The organism is Dysgonomonadaceae bacterium zrk40, assembly GCA_016916535.1.
Classification (GTDB): domain Bacteria; phylum Bacteroidota; class Bacteroidia; order Bacteroidales; family Dysgonomonadaceae; genus Proteiniphilum.
In genome coordinates this window covers 1,673,489-1,691,567 of sequence record CP070276.1, presented here as the reverse complement: position 1 = coordinate 1,691,567, position 18,079 = coordinate 1,673,489, and the positions used below count along the sequence as shown (strand labels likewise).

15 protein-coding genes are annotated in these 18,079 nt (G+C 49.7%); 11 read left to right on the top strand and 4 right to left on the bottom strand.

From position 1 onward, the window contains the following. The first annotated feature begins 15 nt into the window (after positions 1-15). The 8 genes from JS578_07030 to JS578_06995 all read left to right on the top strand — a co-directional run bounded on the left by JS578_07030 (position 16) and on the right by JS578_06995 (position 10,207). Positions 16-546, top strand: coding sequence for an adenine phosphoribosyltransferase (locus tag JS578_07030; protein ID QRX62658.1), 531 nt, complete (start codon positions 16-18; stop codon positions 544-546). A gap of 105 nt (positions 547-651) precedes the next feature. Beyond that, entirely contained in the window at positions 652-2,463 is a 1,812-nt protein-coding gene (uvrC, locus tag JS578_07025) for an excinuclease ABC subunit UvrC (GenBank protein ID QRX62657.1), read from the top strand. Further along, positions 2,460-2,912, top strand: coding sequence for a D-tyrosyl-tRNA(Tyr) deacylase (locus JS578_07020; GenBank protein ID QRX62656.1), 453 nt, complete (start codon positions 2,460-2,462; stop codon positions 2,910-2,912). The genes uvrC and JS578_07020 overlap by 4 nt, the downstream gene beginning before the upstream one ends. After that, the gene (locus JS578_07015; GenBank protein QRX62655.1) at positions 2,913-3,242 is read left to right on the top strand and encodes a nucleotide pyrophosphohydrolase; all 330 of its coding nucleotides are present in this window, start codon (positions 2,913-2,915) and stop codon (positions 3,240-3,242) included. Between the two features lie 31 nt (positions 3,243-3,273). Further along, complete coding sequence (gene deoC, locus JS578_07010; protein QRX62654.1) at positions 3,274-4,143, top strand: deoxyribose-phosphate aldolase; 870 nt, start codon at positions 3,274-3,276, stop codon at positions 4,141-4,143. A gap of 126 nt (positions 4,144-4,269) precedes the next feature. Then, on the top strand, positions 4,270-7,590 hold the full coding sequence (locus JS578_07005; protein ID QRX62653.1) for a DUF4981 domain-containing protein: 3,321 nt from the start codon (positions 4,270-4,272) through the stop codon (positions 7,588-7,590). A gap of 365 nt (positions 7,591-7,955) precedes the next feature. After that, positions 7,956-9,518 (top strand): calcineurin-like phosphoesterase family protein, encoded by a 1,563-nt coding sequence (locus JS578_07000; protein ID QRX62652.1) that lies wholly within the window; start codon positions 7,956-7,958, stop codon positions 9,516-9,518. A gap of 263 nt (positions 9,519-9,781) precedes the next feature. Continuing rightward, positions 9,782-10,207: an Hsp20/alpha crystallin family protein gene (locus JS578_06995; GenBank protein ID QRX62651.1), complete on the top strand. Its 426-nt coding sequence runs from the start codon at positions 9,782-9,784 to the stop codon at positions 10,205-10,207. Positions 10,208-10,266: 59 nt separating this feature from the next. On the opposite strand, the gene JS578_06990 is transcribed toward JS578_06995, so the two are convergent. After that, the gene (locus tag JS578_06990) at positions 10,267-11,241 is read right to left on the bottom strand and encodes a polyprenyl synthetase family protein (GenBank protein QRX62650.1); all 975 of its coding nucleotides are present in this window, start codon (positions 11,239-11,241) and stop codon (positions 10,267-10,269) included. Between the two features lie 97 nt (positions 11,242-11,338). On the opposite strand from JS578_06990, the gene polA reads away from it, so the two are divergent. From polA to JS578_06975, 3 genes are all read left to right on the top strand, one after another. Next, positions 11,339-14,122 carry a DNA polymerase I gene (gene polA, locus JS578_06985; protein QRX62649.1) on the top strand — a complete coding sequence of 928 codons (2,784 nt, stop codon included), beginning with the start codon at positions 11,339-11,341 and terminating at the stop codon, positions 14,120-14,122. Positions 14,123-14,127: 5 nt separating this feature from the next. Then, positions 14,128-14,580: a DedA family protein gene (locus JS578_06980; protein QRX62648.1), complete on the top strand. Its 453-nt coding sequence runs from the start codon at positions 14,128-14,130 to the stop codon at positions 14,578-14,580. A gap of 67 nt (positions 14,581-14,647) precedes the next feature. Next, a complete protein-coding gene (locus JS578_06975; protein QRX62647.1) occupies positions 14,648-15,424 on the top strand; it encodes a radical SAM protein in 777 nt (258 codons plus the stop codon). A 10-nt stretch (positions 15,425-15,434) separates the two neighbouring features. On the opposite strand, the gene JS578_06970 is transcribed toward JS578_06975, so the two are convergent. The 3 genes from JS578_06970 to nadA all read right to left on the bottom strand — a co-directional run bounded on the left by JS578_06970 (position 15,435) and on the right by nadA (position 17,873). Next, positions 15,435-15,656 carry a hypothetical protein gene (locus tag JS578_06970; GenBank protein QRX62646.1) on the bottom strand — a complete coding sequence of 74 codons (222 nt, stop codon included), beginning with the start codon at positions 15,654-15,656 and terminating at the stop codon, positions 15,435-15,437. Positions 15,657-15,691: 35 nt separating this feature from the next. Beyond that, positions 15,692-16,795 (bottom strand): redox-regulated ATPase YchF, encoded by a 1,104-nt coding sequence (gene ychF, locus JS578_06965; GenBank protein ID QRX62645.1) that lies wholly within the window; start codon positions 16,793-16,795, stop codon positions 15,692-15,694. A gap of 133 nt (positions 16,796-16,928) precedes the next feature. Then, a complete protein-coding gene (gene nadA, locus JS578_06960; GenBank protein ID QRX62644.1) occupies positions 16,929-17,873 on the bottom strand; it encodes a quinolinate synthase NadA in 945 nt (314 codons plus the stop codon). Positions 17,874-18,079: the final 206 nt, after the last annotated feature.

The following is an 18,079-nucleotide window of genomic DNA, read 5'->3' as shown; positions in this document are numbered from 1 at the left end:
TTAATTGCATATAAAATGAGCATTGAAAAACTAACAGCTTCCGTGAGGAACATCCCGGACTTCCCTATCCCGGGTATTCAGTTCAAGGACATCACCACCCTGTTCCAGTCGCCGGAGCATCTCAAAGAACTCTCAGACATTCTCTACGAGAGCTATCGTGACAAAGGCATCACCAAGGTGGTGGGCATTGAATCGAGGGGCTTTTTCATGGGACCGGCAGTAGCCATCAAGCTGGAAGCAGGGTTCGTGCCAATCCGTAAGCCGGGTAAACTCCCCTACAAGGTCATCGAGGAGACCTACAGCAAGGAATATGGCGAAGACACCATACAGATTCATGAGGATGCCCTCACGAAGGATGATGTGGTATTGATTCACGACGACCTCCTGGCCACAGGCGGCACCATGGTGGCAGCCTACAACCTGGTGAAAAAACTTGGCGTACGAAACATCTACATTAACTTCCTGATTGAACTGGAGGACCTGGATGGGCGATCGCTTTTCCCGGACGATGTGGAGGTAAGCTCGATCCTGAAATTTTCTATTTAGAAGACCTACTGATTGAATACTGCTCATTTTTGTTGTACCGATATGTAGGGGAACAAAAATGGGCTTTTTTTGTACCTTTGTCAAGACAGCAACATTCGTGTAAAGATGAACCAGGAGATTAAAGATACCCTTAAAGTGATCCCGCAACAGCCCGGTTGTTACCAATTTCTCGACGAAAAGGGTACGGTGATCTATGTAGGCAAGGCAAAGAATCTGAAAAAAAGGGTCTCCTCTTACTTCAACAAGCAGCATGAACATCCCAAGACGAGGATCCTTGTAAGGAATATCCGTAAGATCAAATACATCGTCGTGAACACGGAGGAAGATACCTTCCTGCTGGAAAACAACCTGATCAAACAACTCCGTCCACGCTATAACGTGCTACTGAAAGATGACAAGAGCTACCCCTCAATTGTTGTCAAAAACGAGTTTTTTCCGCGTGTCTACAAAACACGCAACATCGTGAAAGATGGCTCCCGTTACTTCGGACCCTATACTTCGGTACAATCGGTAAACACCTTGCTGGAAATCTTTCGCAATGTCTACAAGGTACGTACTTGCAGGCTTAACCTGGCACCTGAAAATATTGCAGCTGGTAAATTCAAAGTTTGCCTGCAATACCACATCAAAAAGTGTAAAGGGCCATGCGAAGGGTTGCAGTCGCTGGAGGAATACAACCGCAACATTGCTGAAATCACAGAAATCCTCAAGGGAAATATCTCAATCATCGAAAGGCAAATTCGCGAAGAGATGCAGAAACTGGCGGATGAACTACGTTTCGAAGAGGCACAAGAGCTGAAAGAGAAGTTGTTGCTTATTCAGAATTTCCGGGAGAAATCGCAAGTTGTCAGTAACTTCGGATACAATCTCGATGTCTTTGCACTGGAGGAGGATGAGCAGGCGGCCTACATCAACTACCTCCATGTGGTAAACGGGGCCATCAACCAGGCCTACACCTTTGAGTACCGGAAGAAGCTGGAAGAGACACGGGAAGAGTTGCTCGGCCTTGGCATCGTTGAAATGAGACAACGTTTCGGCAGCAACTCGAAGGAGATCATTGTCCCCTTCCTGCCCGAGTTGAAACTGTCAGGGGTAGATTTCACCATTCCGCAGCGTGGGGACAAACGCACATTGTTACAGTTGTCGGAAAAAAATGTAAAGCAGTATAAACTGGACAAGCTGAAAAAATCGGAGATGCTGAATCCCGACCAAAGAGCAACACGCATCTTGAAGGGGGTACAGAAAGATCTCCGTCTGAAAGAGATGCCCTGGCACATCGAGTGCTTCGACAACTCCAACATCCAGGGCACACATCCGGTGGCAGCCTGCGTGGTATTCAAAAAAGCTAAACCGGCAAAAAAAGAGTACCGCCATTTTAACGTGAAAAGCGTGACAGGACCTGATGATTACGGATCGATGCGGGAGATCGTTGAAAGACGCTACGCTCGCATGCTTAACGAGGGGTCTACCCTACCCCAACTCATTGTGATTGACGGAGGTAAGGGGCAACTCCACGCTGCGGTGGAATCGCTTCAGAAAATTGGCCTCTATGGTCAAATCGCTGTGATAGGCATCGCGAAGCGGCTCGAAGAGATTTACTATCCGGGTGACTCCGTTCCGCTGTACATTGACAAGAATTCAGAGACCCTGAAATTGATTCAGCAGCTACGCGATGAGGCACACCGTTTCGGCATCACTTTCCACCGACAAAAGAGAAGCAAGTCGCAGATCAGCTCACAGCTCGATGGTGTGAAAGGAATCGGCAAAGAGACAAAAAGAAAACTGCTCACTCATTTCAAGAGCATCAAACGGATCAAGGAGGCAACCGACCAGGAGATCATTGAACTGATTGGAACAAGTAAAGCAGCATTGATTCGCCAATGGATCAGTGACAGCTACAATAAAACGGACATATGAGGGTATTGATTCAACGCGTATCGCGTGCCGCCGTTACAATCGGTGGTGAAATAAAAAGCAGCATCGACAATGGTCTGTTGCTATTTGTAGGGATTGAAGAGGAGGATGATGACAACGATATTGAGTATCTTTGCAGGAAGATCGTACAACTTAGAATTTTTGACGATCTGAATGGAGTGATGAACCTCTCGGTTTCTGATGTTGCCGGAGAGCTGTTGGTCGTTTCGCAGTTCACTCTTCATGCCAGCACCAGGAAGGGTAACCGTCCCTCCTACATACGTGCGTCAAAGCCGGAGAAAGCGATCCCCCTGTATGAGAAATTCTGTCAAGCCTTGGAACAACACTCAGGCCGGAGGGTTCAAACAGGAGAGTTTGGTGCCGATATGCAGGTAGCGTTAAACAACAACGGTCCGGTCACCATCTGGATCGATTCAAAAAACAGGGAATAGATGAGACTACTGGAAGCGCAACAACTGATCGATGAGTGGATACGCACCCATGGTGTACGATACTTTAGTGAGCTGACCAACATGGCCATCCTCACCGAGGAGGTGGGGGAAGTGGCCCGTATCATCGCCAGAACCTACGGTGAACAGTCCTTCAAGGAGAGCGACCGCAAGGCGGAACTGGCGGATGAGATGGCTGATGTACTCTGGGTATTGCTTTGTCTGGCCAACCAGACAGGTGTTGACATGGAAGAGGCATTGAAAAGGAACATTGCGAAAAAAAGCAAGAGGGATGCCACCCGTCACAAGGAGAATCCAAAACTGAACGAATAATTTCAACTAAACCAATAAATTTTGATCCTTTATGGAAAAAGAGAAGTATCATTCCACCCTGCAGGCCTATCCTTTCAGGCTTACCGATGAGCAGGTGACAGAACAGGTGAATAAACTGTTGACTGAGAAGAGTGAACAGAACAGAAGAAAAGAGGTCTACAGCAACATCTATGGCTGCATCGATCTTACCACCCTGAACAGCACCGACACCCGTGAGGGAGTATGGCAGTTCACCGAGAAAGTGAACAACTTCGACGGTACCCGACCCGATATCCCAAATGTGGCGGCCATCTGTGTCTATCCAAATTTTGCCCGCACAGTGAAGGAAGCGCTTACGGCCGACGTGCGGATCGCTTCTGTATCTGCCGGTTTCCCATCGTCACAAACCTTTACGGAGGTAAAAGTGGCGGAAACAGCACTGGCTGTGGCCGACGGGGCAGATGAGATCGACGTAGTGATGAACCTCGGTCTCTTTCTTGGAGAAGATTATGAAGAGATGTGTGAAGAGCTCTCGGAGATCAAAGAGGCTTGTCGCCAGGCATCCTTGAAGGTGATTCTGGAGACCGGTGCATTGAAAACAGGTGCAAACATCTATAAAGCATCGATTCTCTCGCTCTATTCCGGTGCTGATTTCCTGAAGACCTCTACCGGTAAGGGTTATCCGGGTGCCACACCGGAGGCGGCCTGGGTGATGTGCCGTGCCATCAGTGACTACCATCAGAAAACAGGACGCAAGGTAGGGATAAAGGTTTCCGGCGGGGTGGCTACCCCGGAAGATGCGCTCACATATTATACCATTGTAAAAGAGACTCTTGGTGAAGAATGGTGCAACAACACCCTGTTCCGTGTGGGTGCCAGTCGCCTGGCTGATGCATTGCTCGCAGAGATCAATACAGTTTGATCGCGCCGGAAAAACAATTATTACCAACCAACTATAAAATATTAGCTTGATATGAATCGTCTTTTGAATCTTTATATATTTCTCGCCAGTTTTCTATTAATCAGTCCGTTATCGGCTCAGGAATATATGAATGTCTCACCGCGGCGTACAATCCCCTACTGGCAGGATGTCAACGTGGTACAGGTGAACAAGGAGTATCCCCGTACCCAGTTCATGACCTACGACAGCAAAGAGGAGGCATTGCAGAAAAAATTTGAAGAGAGCAACTACTACCTCTCCCTGAACGGCACATGGAACTTTTACTTCGCAGAGAGCTATCGCGATCTGCCGGTGAATGTGACCGATTCAGCAGTCGCTCTCGATGCGTGGAAAGAGATCCATGTACCCGGTAACTGGGAGCTGCAAGGCTTCGGTACACCCATCTACGTGAACCATCCCTACGAGTTCGTGGAGCGGGATCCTTTGACCCGCTACCCAAAGATGGAACCTCCCTATCTGCCGGAAGAGAACCCGGTGGGTGTCTATCGTCGGGAGATCACCATCCCACAGGAGTGGGATGAACGGGAGATCTTCCTCAGCATCGATGGTGCCAAGTCGGGAGTCTACCTTTACGTCAATGGCCGGGAGGTGGGTTACAGTGAGGACTCAAAGACCACCGCCGAGTTCAGGATCACACCCTACGTGAAACCGGGAAAAAACAGCGTGGCAATCAAAATATTCCGCTGGAGCACAGGATCATACCTCGAGGCGCAGGACTTCTGGCGCATCAGTGGCATCGAACGGGATGTGTTCCTCTGGTCTCAACCCCGCACCTCACTTCGTGACTTCCGTGTCAAATCGACCCTCGATGAGAGTTACCGTGATGGCATCTTTGAACTGGAAACCAGCGTGGCCAACTATGGCAGGGGTGCATCAGCCGCTGAGGTCAGCTATGAGCTGCTCAACGAGACGGGTAACAGGGTTGCCACAGGATCCAAGAGACTATCGGTGCATTCAAATGGGGTGCAGTCGGTTCGTTTCGCCGCTGAACTAGCCGATGTAGCCACCTGGAGCGACGAACACCCTAACCTCTACAAGCTGCTGATCACCGTTACCGGTGAGGGTCAGGAAACAGGAGAGGTGGTCCCCTACCCTGTCGGCTTTCGCCGCATTGAGATCAAGCAGGTGACCAGTGGCGATCGGACAGATCGCCTGCTGCTGGTGAACGGCCAGCCGATAAAGCTTAAAGGGGTGAACATCCATGAGACGAACCCGAAAACGGGTCATTACATGACCGAGGAGCTGATGATCCGTGATTTTGAGCTGATGAAACAGCACAATATCAACACGGTACGTCTCTCCCACTACCCGCAGTCACGCCGCTTCTACGAACTCTGCAGCGAGTATGGACTCTACGTCTATGACGAAGCAAACATTGAGTCGCATGCCATGTACTACGGTGAACGATCACTCTCCAGGCATCCCGAATGGAAGGAGGCACACATGGAAAGAACCGTGAACATGTTCGAACGGAACAAGAACCACCCCTCTGTCACCTTCTGGTCGCTCGGCAACGAAGCGGGTAACGGCATCAACTTCTTCTACACCTACAAGTTCGTGAAGGACCAGGACCGCGGACTGATGGAGCGACCGGTCAACTACGAACGGGCGTTGTGGGATCAAAATACCGACATGTATGTGCCACAGTATCCCAGCGCAGCATGGCTTGAAGAGATTGGTAGGAATGGCAGCGACCGACCGGTAGTCCCCTCGGAGTATTCGCACGCCATGGGAAACTCAAACGGTAATCTCGACATCCAGTGGGAGGCGATATACAAATACCCCAACCTCCAGGGAGGCTATATCTGGGACTGGGTAGACCAGGCCATGGAAGCGTATGATGACCAGGGCCGCCTCTTCTATACCTATGGAGGGGATTACGGTGTGGACACTCCCAGCGATGGCAACTTCCTCTGCAACGGCGTGGTGGGTCCCGATCGTACCCCCCACCCTGCCATGGCTGAAGTGAAGTATGTGCACCAGAACTTCGCCTTTGAGGCAGTGGATCTCGCCACAGGGAAGATTCGCATCACCAACCGCCACTACTTTACCAACAGCGACGCTTACCGCTTTCAGTACAACATCACCGAAAATGGCAATGCAATGACAACCGGTGAACTGCCTGTAACCCTGGCACCCCAGCAATCCGTAGAGATGGAGCTTCCAATAGCGGGCATCAAACCCAAAGCCGGAAGAGAATATTTCCTCAACTTTGAGGTGACAAGGAAGGAGGCTACAGAGTTGCTGCCGGCAGGTCACCAGGTGGCCCTCGAGCAGTTGAGGCTGCCCCTGGAAACCGAGAAAGCGGAATATGCCAGCAGCATCGTAAACCCGGGCTGGAAGGTGACTGAGAAAAGTGAGATCATCGAAATAAAAAGAAAACAACTGCTCTTTCGCTTCGACAAGGAATTGGGCATGGTCACCTCCTACAAGGTGAACGGAACCGATTATTTCGATGATGGTTTCGGCCTGCAGCCTAACTTCTGGAGAGCTCCCAACGACAACGACTACGGCAATGGAGCTCCCGCCCGCCTACAGGTCTGGAAAGAGTCGAGTCGGGATTTCAGGATCACAGATGCCAAAACCTACGAAGAGGGCAATAAGATGGTGCTTAAGGTGACCTACCTGCTCGCCGCCGGTAACCTTTACGACGTGAAATACAGCCTCTACCCGGAAGGAATCGTGCATACAGCCATCACCTTTCATTCTACCGACATGAAGGAAGAAACGATCAGCGCTTCGGAGGCCACCCTCACCGCGACCTACTCACCCGAGGCGTCAGCGGCCAGAAAGGCATCCTCCACATTGAATGTCCCGCGCATTGGCATGCGTTTCCGACTTCCGGTAACGATGGAGAAGGTATCCTGGTTCGGACGTGGACCCGGTGAGAACTACATTGACAGGGCTTCCGGATCGAAGGTGGGTCTCTACAGCAGCAACGCCGGTGATCTCTACTTCCCCTACGTGCGACCGCAGGAAAACGGTCATCGCAGCGATACCCGCTGGGTGGCTCTCTCCAACGGCAAGAAGGGTTTGATGGTGCTGGCAGACAACACCATCGGGTTCAATGCTCTCCACAACAGCGTGGAAGATTTTGATTCGGAAGAGGCAACGCACCGTCCCTATCAGTGGAACAACTTCAACCGCGAGGAGATCGAAGGACGCAACGACGCGGATGCACGCAACAGAAAACCCCGCCAGACACACATCAACGACATCACACCGCGTGATTACGTGGAGGTGTGCGTTGATATGAAGCAACAGGGTGTGGCGGGTTACAACAGCTGGGGTGCCCGTCCATTGCCGGAGTACACCCTTCCCGCCAACAGAGAGTACCAATGGGGTTTCACCCTGATACCTCTCAATGACATCAGGGAAACAGGGGAGAAAGCGCTCCTCGCCTACTAAACAGATTGGATCATCAATTCAGGAGGCCGTCTCATCATATGACATGAGACGGCCTTTTTTTGCTTTTGTCGTATTTGTAGCGTAATCCATTTTAAGGACGAAACAAGGTTCTCGGTGCCTCTAGCCTTATTGCACCCTTATTGCACCCTTATATCCACTCCCATAATTATTGGAGTGGATATAAAGATAGAATTAGGTTAGAATAAAAGAATAGCTTCCAAAAACAGGCGAAAAACCTACACTTCTGAGGGGGTTTGGCCTCCATTCTTAACTGAAATCTTCATTTTTTCGTAACCGATGGGTTCCAAATAAAATGGTATATTTGCCCAAACAATCTGTTCAACATTACAAAAAAAATTTCAGCAATGAAAAATAATCTTTTGTTCATTCTTCTTTTTATCACCTCCCTCCCACTCTTCTCACAGCAGCTGGCCAGTGGTTTCGTTTTTGAAGACACCAACGGAAACGGCCGCAAAGATCGCCGGGAAGCGGGTATTGACGGTGTAGCGGTCTCCAACGGAACCGATGTGGTGCTGACCCGTGACGACGGCAGCTACCGTATTCCGGTGAAGAGTGGCAACACCCTCTTCGTGATCAAGCCCGCAGGATACAAACCCGCCCTGAACGACGATTTTATCCCGCAGTTCTATTATCATTACAAGCCGGAGGGATCACCGAACAACTACACCTACAAAGGTGTCTTGCCCACAGGTGAGCTTCCGCGATCAATCGATTTTGCCCTTCACCGCTACGATGAACCGGAGAGTTTCACAGCCATCGTCTTCGGGGACCCACAGCCCTACTCGATGGATGACCTAGACTATTTCACCCGCAAGATCGTGGAGGATGTGGAGAAGAGCCACAACACCCTCTTCGGTATCAGCCTGGGTGACATCGTGGGTGATAACCTCGACCTACAGCCTGTTTACAAAGAGCGTATGCGACATCTGCAGCTCCCATGGTACAACGTGATGGGCAACCATGACATGAATTACGATGCACCAACCGATGATCTTTCTGATGAGACCTTCGAAAAGAATTTCGGCAGTGCCAACTATGCATTCAACTATGGCAATGCCCATTTTATCGTGCTGGACAACATCCTCTATCCTGATCCGCGCGACGGAAATGGCTACTGGGGCGGATACAGACTCGACCAGCTGCTTTTTCTCGAGAACGACCTGAAGCATGTACCGAAAGATAAACTGATTGTCCTCTCACAGCATATCCAAATGAAAGAACTTGCAGGGTACCGGGAAGCAGACAGAAAGCGACTCTTCGATCTGTTGAAGGATTACGAGAATGTACTGGTGATGTCAGCCCACACCCACCTGCAGGACCAGATTGAATACACCTCCGCAGAAGGATGGCTGGGAAAGAAACCACTGCATGAGTACAACGTTGGAACCACCTCAGGCGACTGGTATTCAGGAAAGAAGGATGAAAACGGGCTTCCCGATGCCACCATGCGCGACGGCACACCACAGGGTTATGCGTTCCTGCATGTGCAAAACAACCAATACAGCGTGGAGTACAAGGTTGCCGGCAAAGATGCTGACTATCAGATGCACATCTATGCCCCAAAAGTAGTACAATTCAAGGGCAGAAACACTTCCCGCATCATGGTCAACTTCTTTATGGGAAGCCCCAAAGACCTGGTTGAGTATCGCATCGGCAACGGAGACTGGCAAAAGATGCACTACCTGGAAGCAGCCGATCCCTCCTACTCGGTAAAGCTGATTGAATGGGACTTCGCAGATAAACTGCTGCCGGGACGCAGACCTTCAAACGCGGTGAACAGTACCCATCTCTGGCAGGGTGCCATCAAAACAGACCTCTCCCCCGGTGAACACCAGATAGAAGTACGTGCCACCGACCGATATGGTAAAAAACACTACGGAAAAAAGAGTTACCGGATACTCGAGTAACAATTTCACAAAAAAATCTATCAAAAGGCTGTTTGCTTTCGGGCTTACAGCTTTTTTCATGCCGTTACAGAGAGGAGGCGACTGCCTTTTTGTCGCATTATTTGGCTTCACAGGAGCTTTCAAACAGGATAATGTGCCATATTGTCCGCTTTTAATGCTTTTGCACTCCATGTTTTGCTGCGGCATATCATTTGCAATTTCTTTGGTGTGAGTGTAAACAATGAAAGTAAAACAAAACAAATAAAGAAAGAAAGGATACAATTATGACAATTATCAGACGTACGAACAACTGGCTGCCGAGCGTATTCAATGATTTTTTCGGCAATGAATGGACACCAAGCAACAGCCGATCGGTACCGGCCATCAACATCCAGCAAAACGAAAACGGTTTTCTGGTAGAGGTTGCCGCTCCCGGCATGACCAAGGAAGATTGCAACGTGAGAATCGATGAGGAAAACAACCTGGTGATCTCTTTCGAGAAGAAAAATGAATCGGAAGAAAATGACAATAAGGGTACCTACCTGCGTCGTGAGTTCACTTACACCCAGTTCCAACGCACCATGATCCTGCCGGACAACGTGGAGAAGGATCAGATATCGGCCAAGGTTGAAAACGGTGTTTTGTCGGTGAACATACCGATCGTAAACGAAGAGAAAACGCCCAACTCCAGGCTCATTGAGATTCAGTAAAGATAGATTATGATCTGGTTTGAGATGAAGGTACCACCCCACCCCGGGGTGGTATTTTTTTAGTATCTGCGGTCTTTCAGGTAGGTGAGAAAGAGTCGCATTAACGACTCCATATCATCGTTCAACCGGAACCCTGAGACCATCTCCTCAGCATTCTCAATCAGCGCACTCATCTTCCCGTATGCGTAATCGATGCCGCCCTGTTCCTTTGAAAAGGTGAGTAGGCGGGAGATGTTGTCATCACTGTAATCACGTGATTTGATTATATCCATCATCTCGGCCGAGATGGCTTCGGGGGCATGTTGCAAGGCGTAAATAAGGGGAAGCGTGATCTTCCCTTCACGGATATCATTGCCGGTGGGCTTGCCCACATCCTTCGTGAAGTAATCAAAAATGTCATCCCTGATTTGAAAGCAGATGCCTAGGATGCTGCCCAACTGTGTGAATCGCGCGATCATCTCACTGTCGGCACCACCGGTGATGGCACCAATGGCGATGCTGGCACGCATCAGTGAGGCTGTCTTCTTGTCGATCACCTCGAAATAGGCATCTTCATCCACAATGATTTTGTTTGCCAGGGTGAATTGATTCAGCTCACCCTCCGCGAGGTTCTGCCCCAGTTCCGATATGATCCGGATGATGTTCAGGTCTTTGGTTTTGACGCTCTCCAGCAAAGCTGTGGAGAGGAGGTAATCGCCCAGCAACACTGCCTGCGTGTTGTCATAAACCGCATGCAAAGAACGTTTGCCCCGACGGGTGTCAGACTTATCGATCACATCGTCGTGGATAAGGGTTGCGGTGTGCAGCAACTCAACCGTTACGGCACCGTGATAGGTCTCCGGGATGATTCCGCCACATGCCTTTGCCGTCATCAGCACCAACAGGGGTCTCAATCGCTTGCCCGAGGTGTTGAAGAGGTAGCCGACCATTTCGTTGATCAGCGGATTATCGCTTTTCACCGATGTCTGCAGATACTCCTCAAAAAGGAGCATCTCATCCCGAAGAAAATTTTTTATAAGCTGACCCTGGTCCATCAAAACCTGAAATTACAGCTACAAAAGTAAAAATATTTCTCCGCTTCGCAACAAATATTCGTAACTTTACGTTTCCTTAATGTTATTACAGGAGACTATGAACAAGAAAAAACTCTTCCTTCTCGACGCCTACGCACTCATATATCGTTCCTATTACGCTTTTATCCGCAATCCCAGGATCAACTCGAAAGGTCAGAACACCTCTGCCGTTTTCGGTTTCGTGAATACCCTCGAGGAGGTGCTGCGCAAGGAAGATCCCTCACACATCGCAGTGGCATTCGATCCGCCGGGACCCACCTTCCGGCACATTGAATTTGAGGCCTACAAGGCACAACGTGAAGCCACTCCGGAAGACATCAAATGGTCGGTACCGGTGATCAAGGAGATCATACGTGCCTACAACATACCGGTGCTGGAGGTGGAGGGCTACGAGGCGGATGACGTGATTGGAACCTTGGCCAAAAGGGCTGACAAAAAGCGTTTCGACGTCTACATGATGACTCCCGACAAGGATTACGGGCAGCTGACCGAACCCCACATCTTCATCTACAAGCCGCGCTATGGCAGCAATGATTTCGATCTGCTGGACGAAAGGAAGGTGACTGAAAAGTATGGTCTCTCCCACCCCTCTCAGGTGATCGATTTGCTGGGGCTGATGGGTGATGCTTCTGACAACATCCCCGGTTGCCCGGGGGTGGGTGAAAAGACAGCAGTGAAGCTCCTACAGGAGTTTGGTTCCATTGAAAACCTGTTGGAGCATACCGACCAGCTGAAAGGTGCTTTGAAAAAGAAGGTGGAAGAAAACATCGATCAGATCAGGGTCTCACGCATGCTGGCTACTATCAAGACAGATGTTCCAATCGAGGTGGAGGAGGAATCGCTCGTCCGTGGCGAGAAGAACGAGGAGGCGATCAGAAAGATCTTCGAGGAACTGGAATTCCGCACCCTCCTGAGCCGTGTGCTGAAGGAGGATACCCCCCCACCCCCCTCCGCACAACCGGTTCAGGGTGACCTCTTTGCACAATTTGATGCTGCGGATGCGAATGATGCAGCTGCTTTGCCTACCGGATTCACCGATATCGGGAGCACCCCTCACGACTACCGGATGGCAGCCACAGAGCAGGAGCGACAGGAGTTGGCGGCGCTGTTATCGGCTCAGAAAGAGGTATGCTTCGACAGCGAGACCACAGGTGTGGATCCGCTCCTGAGTGAGTTGGTGGGTCTCTCCTTTGCCTTTCGTGAAGGTGAGGCATACTACGTGCCTGTATCAGCCGATCGTGAGCTGGCTAAGAATGAAATAGCGATATTCAAGCCTTTTTTTGAAAACAGGGAGATCGTTAAAATTGGTCAGAACATCAAATATGATATCCTGCAATTGCGACAGTACGACATACATGTGAAAGGCAAGCTGTTCGACACCATGATCGCCCACTACCTGCTGAACCCCGAACAGCGGCACGGGATGGACTACATGGCGGAGAGCTACCTGCAGTACCGCACCATCCATATCGAAGAGTTAATCGGTCCGCGCGGCAAGAATCAGAAGAGCATGCGGGAGGTAGATCCGTCGGTGGTGAAAGATTATGCCGCAGAAGATGCCGATATCACCTTGAGACTAAAGAACATACTCCAAGAGGAGATCAGGCAGAACGGCTTGGATCATCTCTTTTTCAATGTGGAAGCTCCCCTGGTCTATGTATTGGCCGAGATGGAGTGGACCGGTGTACGTCTCGACCTGGAAGCTCTGAAAGAACTCTCGCAACAGTACAGCAGGGAGCTGGAAGCAATTGAAGAGGAGATTGTCGGGATGGCGGGTATCCCTTTCAATGTCAACTCACCCAAGCAGATTGGGGAAGTGCTTTTCGACCGGCTTAAAATAGCAGATAAACCCAAAAAAACCAAGACGGGACAATACAAGACCAGCGAGGAGGAGCTTGAAAAACTACGCAACCGGCATCCTGTGATCGAAAAGATACTGGAACAACGTGGTCTTAAAAAATTGCTGAGCACCTATGTGGATGCATTTCCCCTGCTGGTAAGCGAGAAAACAGGGAAGGTACACACCTCTTTCAATCAGACGGTGGCGGCTACCGGCCGGCTCAGCAGCACCAACCCCAACCTGCAGAACATCCCCATCCGCGATGAACGGGGTAGGGAGATGCGCAAGGTGTTCATCCCCGATGAGGGGTGTCTCTTCGTCTCTTCTGACTACTCACAGATTGAGCTGCGCATCATGGCCCACCTGAGCGGTGACGAGAACATGGTGGAGGCATTTGTCGACGGACAGGATATTCATGCCGCCACCGCAGCAAAAATCTTTAAGATACCACTGGAAGAGGTGAGCGGCGACCAACGACGGAAAGCGAAAACCGCCAACTTCGGCATCATCTACGGGATCAGTCCCTTCGGATTGTCGGAACGACTCAACATCCCCCGTGGGGAAGCCAAAGAGTTGATAGACGAGTACTTCGCAACCTTTCCGGGAGTGAAGAGATACATGGACGAGGCTATTCTCCAGGCGCGCGAAAAAGGATATGTGGAGACACTTTACGGCCGCAAGCGTTTCCTGCCCGATATCAACTCACGTAACGCCACTGTAAGGGGTTATGCCGAACGCAACGCCATCAACGCACCCATCCAGGGAAGTGCCGCCGACATCATCAAGGTGGCGATGATCCGCATCTTCGCAAGGTTAGAAGAGGAACAGCTGCAGTCGAAGATGATCCTTCAGGTGCATGACGAACTGAACTTCAGCGTCTTACCCGATGAATTGGAAAAGGTGCGGCAGATCGTAAGCCAGGAGATGGAGAATGCCTATATCCTTAAGGTACCACTGGTATCCGATCTGGGGGTGGGTGAGAACTGGCTTGTAGCACATTAATTGCCATGCTCGACGGTCTGGTAGAATATGGTTACTGGGGTCTGTTGCTGGCTTCCTTCCTGGCTGCTACGGTGCTGCCCTTCAGTTCAGAAGTGGTCTTCGCCGCACTGATCGCAGCGGGCCTGGACACCTGGCAGTGCATTCTCTTCGCCACCGTGGGCAATGCGCTGGGGGGTGCTACCTGTTACTACCTGGGACGACTTGGCAAGACGGAATGGCTGCAAAAATGGTTCCGTATCAAACCGGAACAAATAGACAAGATCATCCGGTGGCTCCATGGGAAGGGTGGGGTGATGGGGTTCTTCGGATTCCTGCCGGCAGTGGGAGATGCAATTCTTGTGGCACTGGGATTCATGCGTGCCAACGTCCCCTTGGTGATGAGCACCATGACGCTGGGAAAGTTCCTCCGCTACCTGCTCATAGCCTTCGGAACAGAAGGGATGCTGTCGCTCTTTTAGTGGTGGCTGCCTGGTTCTTTATTTTCGGCGACAACTGACAACTGACAACTCCAATAATCTATTCAATATGACCATTCTCTTTCATGAAATCGTATACGGACCGGTGCAAAGCCGCCGGTTAGGCAAATCACTGGGTGTGAATCTATTGCCCTACGACGGGAAGCTTTGCTCGTTCGACTGCATCTACTGTGAATGTGGATTCAACAGGGACTTCCGCACCAAAACGAAACTGCCTGACAGGGAGAACGTGCGGGCTGCCATGGAGGATAAACTGATACAGTTGCAAAAAGAGGGTGTAACACCCGATGTGATCACCTTCGCCGGCAACGGAGAGCCTACCATGCATCCGGAGTTTGAGGGAATCATCGATGACACACTGTTGCTTCGTGACCGCTATTTCCCGCAAGCAAAGATCAGTGTATTATCCAACGGTCTTCACCTCAACAAGAAAGAGGTGTTCGACGCCATGAGAAAGATAGAAAACCCCATTTTGAAGCTCGATTCTGCTTTCGATGAGACAGCGCGACAAATAGACCGTCCCAACGCGGCTACTTACAGCGTGAGCCAGCAGGTGGAACGATATCGTTTGTTTGAGGGTGATTTTATCCTGCAGTCGATGTTTCTGCGTGGCCGTTTTGAGGGGAGGGTAGTGGACAACACGACCGAGAAAGAGGTTTCAGCATGGTTAGGGCTCGTCAGATCGCTCCGGCCACGCGAGGTGATGATCTATACCATCGACAGGGAAACACCCGCCAGAGAGCTTGAAAAAGCGCCAAATGAGGTATTGCAGGAAATTGCCCGCAGGGTGGGGGAGCTGGGCATCCCCACCACGGTTGCAGGATGAACCATACAGTTCAGTTTTTCTGTTTCCTAAAAAAGAGATGATAGATTTGAATGATGCACACTACTGCATTTGAGATGATCAATGGCCATTTGAATCCCAGCAGTACCCCGTATACAATAAACAAAGCACAGGCAATCAGGTTGATCATTCGCACTTTTCTTACCTGCGTGGGAAGAAAAGAGACAACAAGAAAAGTCATGGCGAGGTAGCCGAAAAGTTCTGTGGTATCCATAAGTGATTGGTTAAAATATCTTGTTTTGAAATTTATCATACATTGAACCTAAAGTGCATGATATCACCATCCTGCACCAGGTATTCTTTCCCCTCCACGCTCATTTTCCCCGCTTCTTTTACGGCGCTCTCCGATCCGTAATGAATGTAATCAGCATACTTGATGACCTCGGCACGGATGAATCCCTTCTCAAAGTCGGTATGAATCACACCGGCACATTGGGGGGCCTTCCAGCCCTTGTGGAACGTCCATGCCCGTACCTCCTGCGGACCGGCCGTCAAAAAAGTCTGAAGGTTGAGCAGGGTATACGCAGCTTTGATCAGTCTGCTCACACCCGATTCCTCGAGTCCTATCTCATTGAGGAACATCTGCCGCTCTTCGTATGTGTCAAATTCGGCAATCTCAGATTCTATTTTTGCAGCGACAACCAGGATGCCTGCATTTTCGTTCTTTACTGCTTCATGTACTGCCTCTACGTAGCTGTTCCCACTGACAGCACTTGCCTCATCCACATTGCAGACATAGAGCACCGGTTTGGCGGTAAGCAGATAGAGCTCATTTGCGGCCTTTGTTTCATCTTTGGTGTCAAAGGTGACTGTCCGGGCCGATTCACCCTTCAGCAGTGCCTCCCGGATACGAGCATAGACCTCATATGCCAGTCGGGCTTCTTTGTCGCCACCTGTCTTGGCTTGTTTCTCCACTTTGTTGATGCGTGCCTCAATGGTCTCCAGATCTTTTAACTGCAGTTCGGCGTCAATGATCTCCTTATCCCTTACGGGATCCACATTGCCGTCTACATGCGTCACATTTTCATCGTCGAAACAACGCAACACATGCAGGATCGCGTCTGTCTCCCGGATATTGGCCAGGAACTTATTGCCAAGCCCTTCGCCCTTGCTGGCCCCTTTCACCAGTCCCGCAATGTCCACGATCTCTACAGTGGTGGGTACAATTTTCTGGGGATGCACCAGTTCAGCCAGCTTGTTCAACCGTTCATCGGGTACGGTGATTACCCCCACGTTCGGTTCTATCGTACAAAAGGGAAAGTTGGCTGCCTGTGCCTTAGCATTCGACAAACAGTTGAAGAGGGTAGATTTTCCCACGTTGGGAAGTCCCACGATGCCACATTGTAAAGCCATTGATCGCTATTTTAGGTCCGTTTATCTGAAACGGATGATTGCTGTTTTTTTATTTGGGATGCAAAGGTACAAAAAAGAAATGAACCTTCTCATCTCCTGCAATCCGTCTGGTCGTTATTCGATTGAAACAGCATTATAAACCATATCGCTCGGATATCTCCAGCATCCGTTCAATTGATTTTACCGATTTTACCCTTACCGACTCCTCCACAAAGATTTCGGGTTGCTCATTTTTCAGACAGAGATACAACTTTTCAAGTGTATTCATCTTCATGTAAAAACACTCATTGCAGGCACAGGTGGCATCTTCCGGTGGAGCAGGAATAAAAATCTTGTCCGGATTGTCTTTTTGCATCTGGTGCAGGATACCCGCTTCGGTAGCCACGATGAACTCTTTTTTAGGGGATTGGGTGGCATACTTCAGGATGGAAGAGGTAGAACCCACATGATCAGAAACTTCCAACAGGTAAGCGGGACACTCAGGATGTGCGAGAATCAATGCATCAGGGTGTTCTCTTTTAAGATCCAATATCTTCTCCAGTGAGAATTGTGCATGCACATGGCAAACGCCGTCCCAAAGCAACATATTTCTGCCGGTGATCTTATTGATGTAATCACCCAGATGTTTGTCCGGTCCGAAGATAATCTTCTCATCTTCCGGAAGCGATTCTACAATCTGACGGGCATTGGTAGAGGTCACCACGATGTCGGTCAACGCTTTTACCGCTGCCGTGGTATTGACGTATGAGATTACGGTATGTCCCGGATGGTTGGCGATGAATTTTTCAAATTCCGGCGCAGGACAACTGTTAGCCAGTGAACATCCGGCTTTCAGATCAGGAATAAAAACACGCTTATCCGGACTCAATATCTTTGCCGTTTCACCCATAAAATGAACGCCACAGAGAACGATGATGTCAGCTGTGGTTTTCGCAGCCCACTGAGCCAATGCCAGACTGTCGCCAACAAAGTCGGCCACATCCTGTATCTCTGCCTCCTGGTAGTAGTGTGCCAGAATGATTGCATTCTTCTCTTTCCTCAGTAAGTTTATCTGATCTATGATTGTTTCTTTCATCATCTATTTATTATATATATTTTTTTAAATTTAAAATGAATCATGATGATTATGAATGTCTGTTGAAACTGTTGATGACTTTTCTGGTGATTTGCATTGCGATGGGTTATGATCAATTACAATGGCTTTATCAACCTTTATCAACAGGGAGAGTATTTATTTATTATTTGATATTGAAAGAATTGTGAATGTTATACACAATTGTTGGT

Excerpts from the sequence above, each read along its gene's own strand:
- polA (QRX62649.1), top strand. The coding sequence starts at position 11,339 with ATGAACAAGAAAAAACTCTTCCTTCTCGACGCCTACGCACTCATATAT.
- JS578_07030 (QRX62658.1), top strand. The coding sequence starts at position 16 with ATGAGCATTGAAAAACTAACAGCTTCCGTGAGGAACATCCCGGACTTC.
- nadA (QRX62644.1), bottom strand. The coding sequence starts at position 17,873 with ATGATGAAAGAAACAATCATAGATCAGATAAACTTACTGAGGAAAGAG.
- JS578_06980 (QRX62648.1), top strand. The coding sequence starts at position 14,128 with ATGCTCGACGGTCTGGTAGAATATGGTTACTGGGGTCTGTTGCTGGCT.
- JS578_07000 (QRX62652.1), top strand. The coding sequence starts at position 7,956 with ATGAAAAATAATCTTTTGTTCATTCTTCTTTTTATCACCTCCCTCCCA.
- ychF (QRX62645.1), bottom strand. The coding sequence starts at position 16,795 with ATGGCTTTACAATGTGGCATCGTGGGACTTCCCAACGTGGGAAAATCT.
- uvrC (QRX62657.1), top strand. The coding sequence starts at position 652 with ATGAACCAGGAGATTAAAGATACCCTTAAAGTGATCCCGCAACAGCCC.
- JS578_06975 (QRX62647.1), top strand. The coding sequence starts at position 14,648 with ATGACCATTCTCTTTCATGAAATCGTATACGGACCGGTGCAAAGCCGC.
- JS578_06970 (QRX62646.1), bottom strand. The coding sequence starts at position 15,656 with ATGGATACCACAGAACTTTTCGGCTACCTCGCCATGACTTTTCTTGTT.
- JS578_06995 (QRX62651.1), top strand. The coding sequence starts at position 9,782 with ATGACAATTATCAGACGTACGAACAACTGGCTGCCGAGCGTATTCAAT.
- JS578_07020 (QRX62656.1), top strand. The coding sequence starts at position 2,460 with ATGAGGGTATTGATTCAACGCGTATCGCGTGCCGCCGTTACAATCGGT.
- JS578_06990 (QRX62650.1), bottom strand. The coding sequence starts at position 11,241 with ATGGACCAGGGTCAGCTTATAAAAAATTTTCTTCGGGATGAGATGCTC.
- JS578_07005 (QRX62653.1), top strand. The coding sequence starts at position 4,270 with ATGAATGTCTCACCGCGGCGTACAATCCCCTACTGGCAGGATGTCAAC.
- deoC (QRX62654.1), top strand. The coding sequence starts at position 3,274 with ATGGAAAAAGAGAAGTATCATTCCACCCTGCAGGCCTATCCTTTCAGG.
- JS578_07015 (QRX62655.1), top strand. The coding sequence starts at position 2,913 with ATGAGACTACTGGAAGCGCAACAACTGATCGATGAGTGGATACGCACC.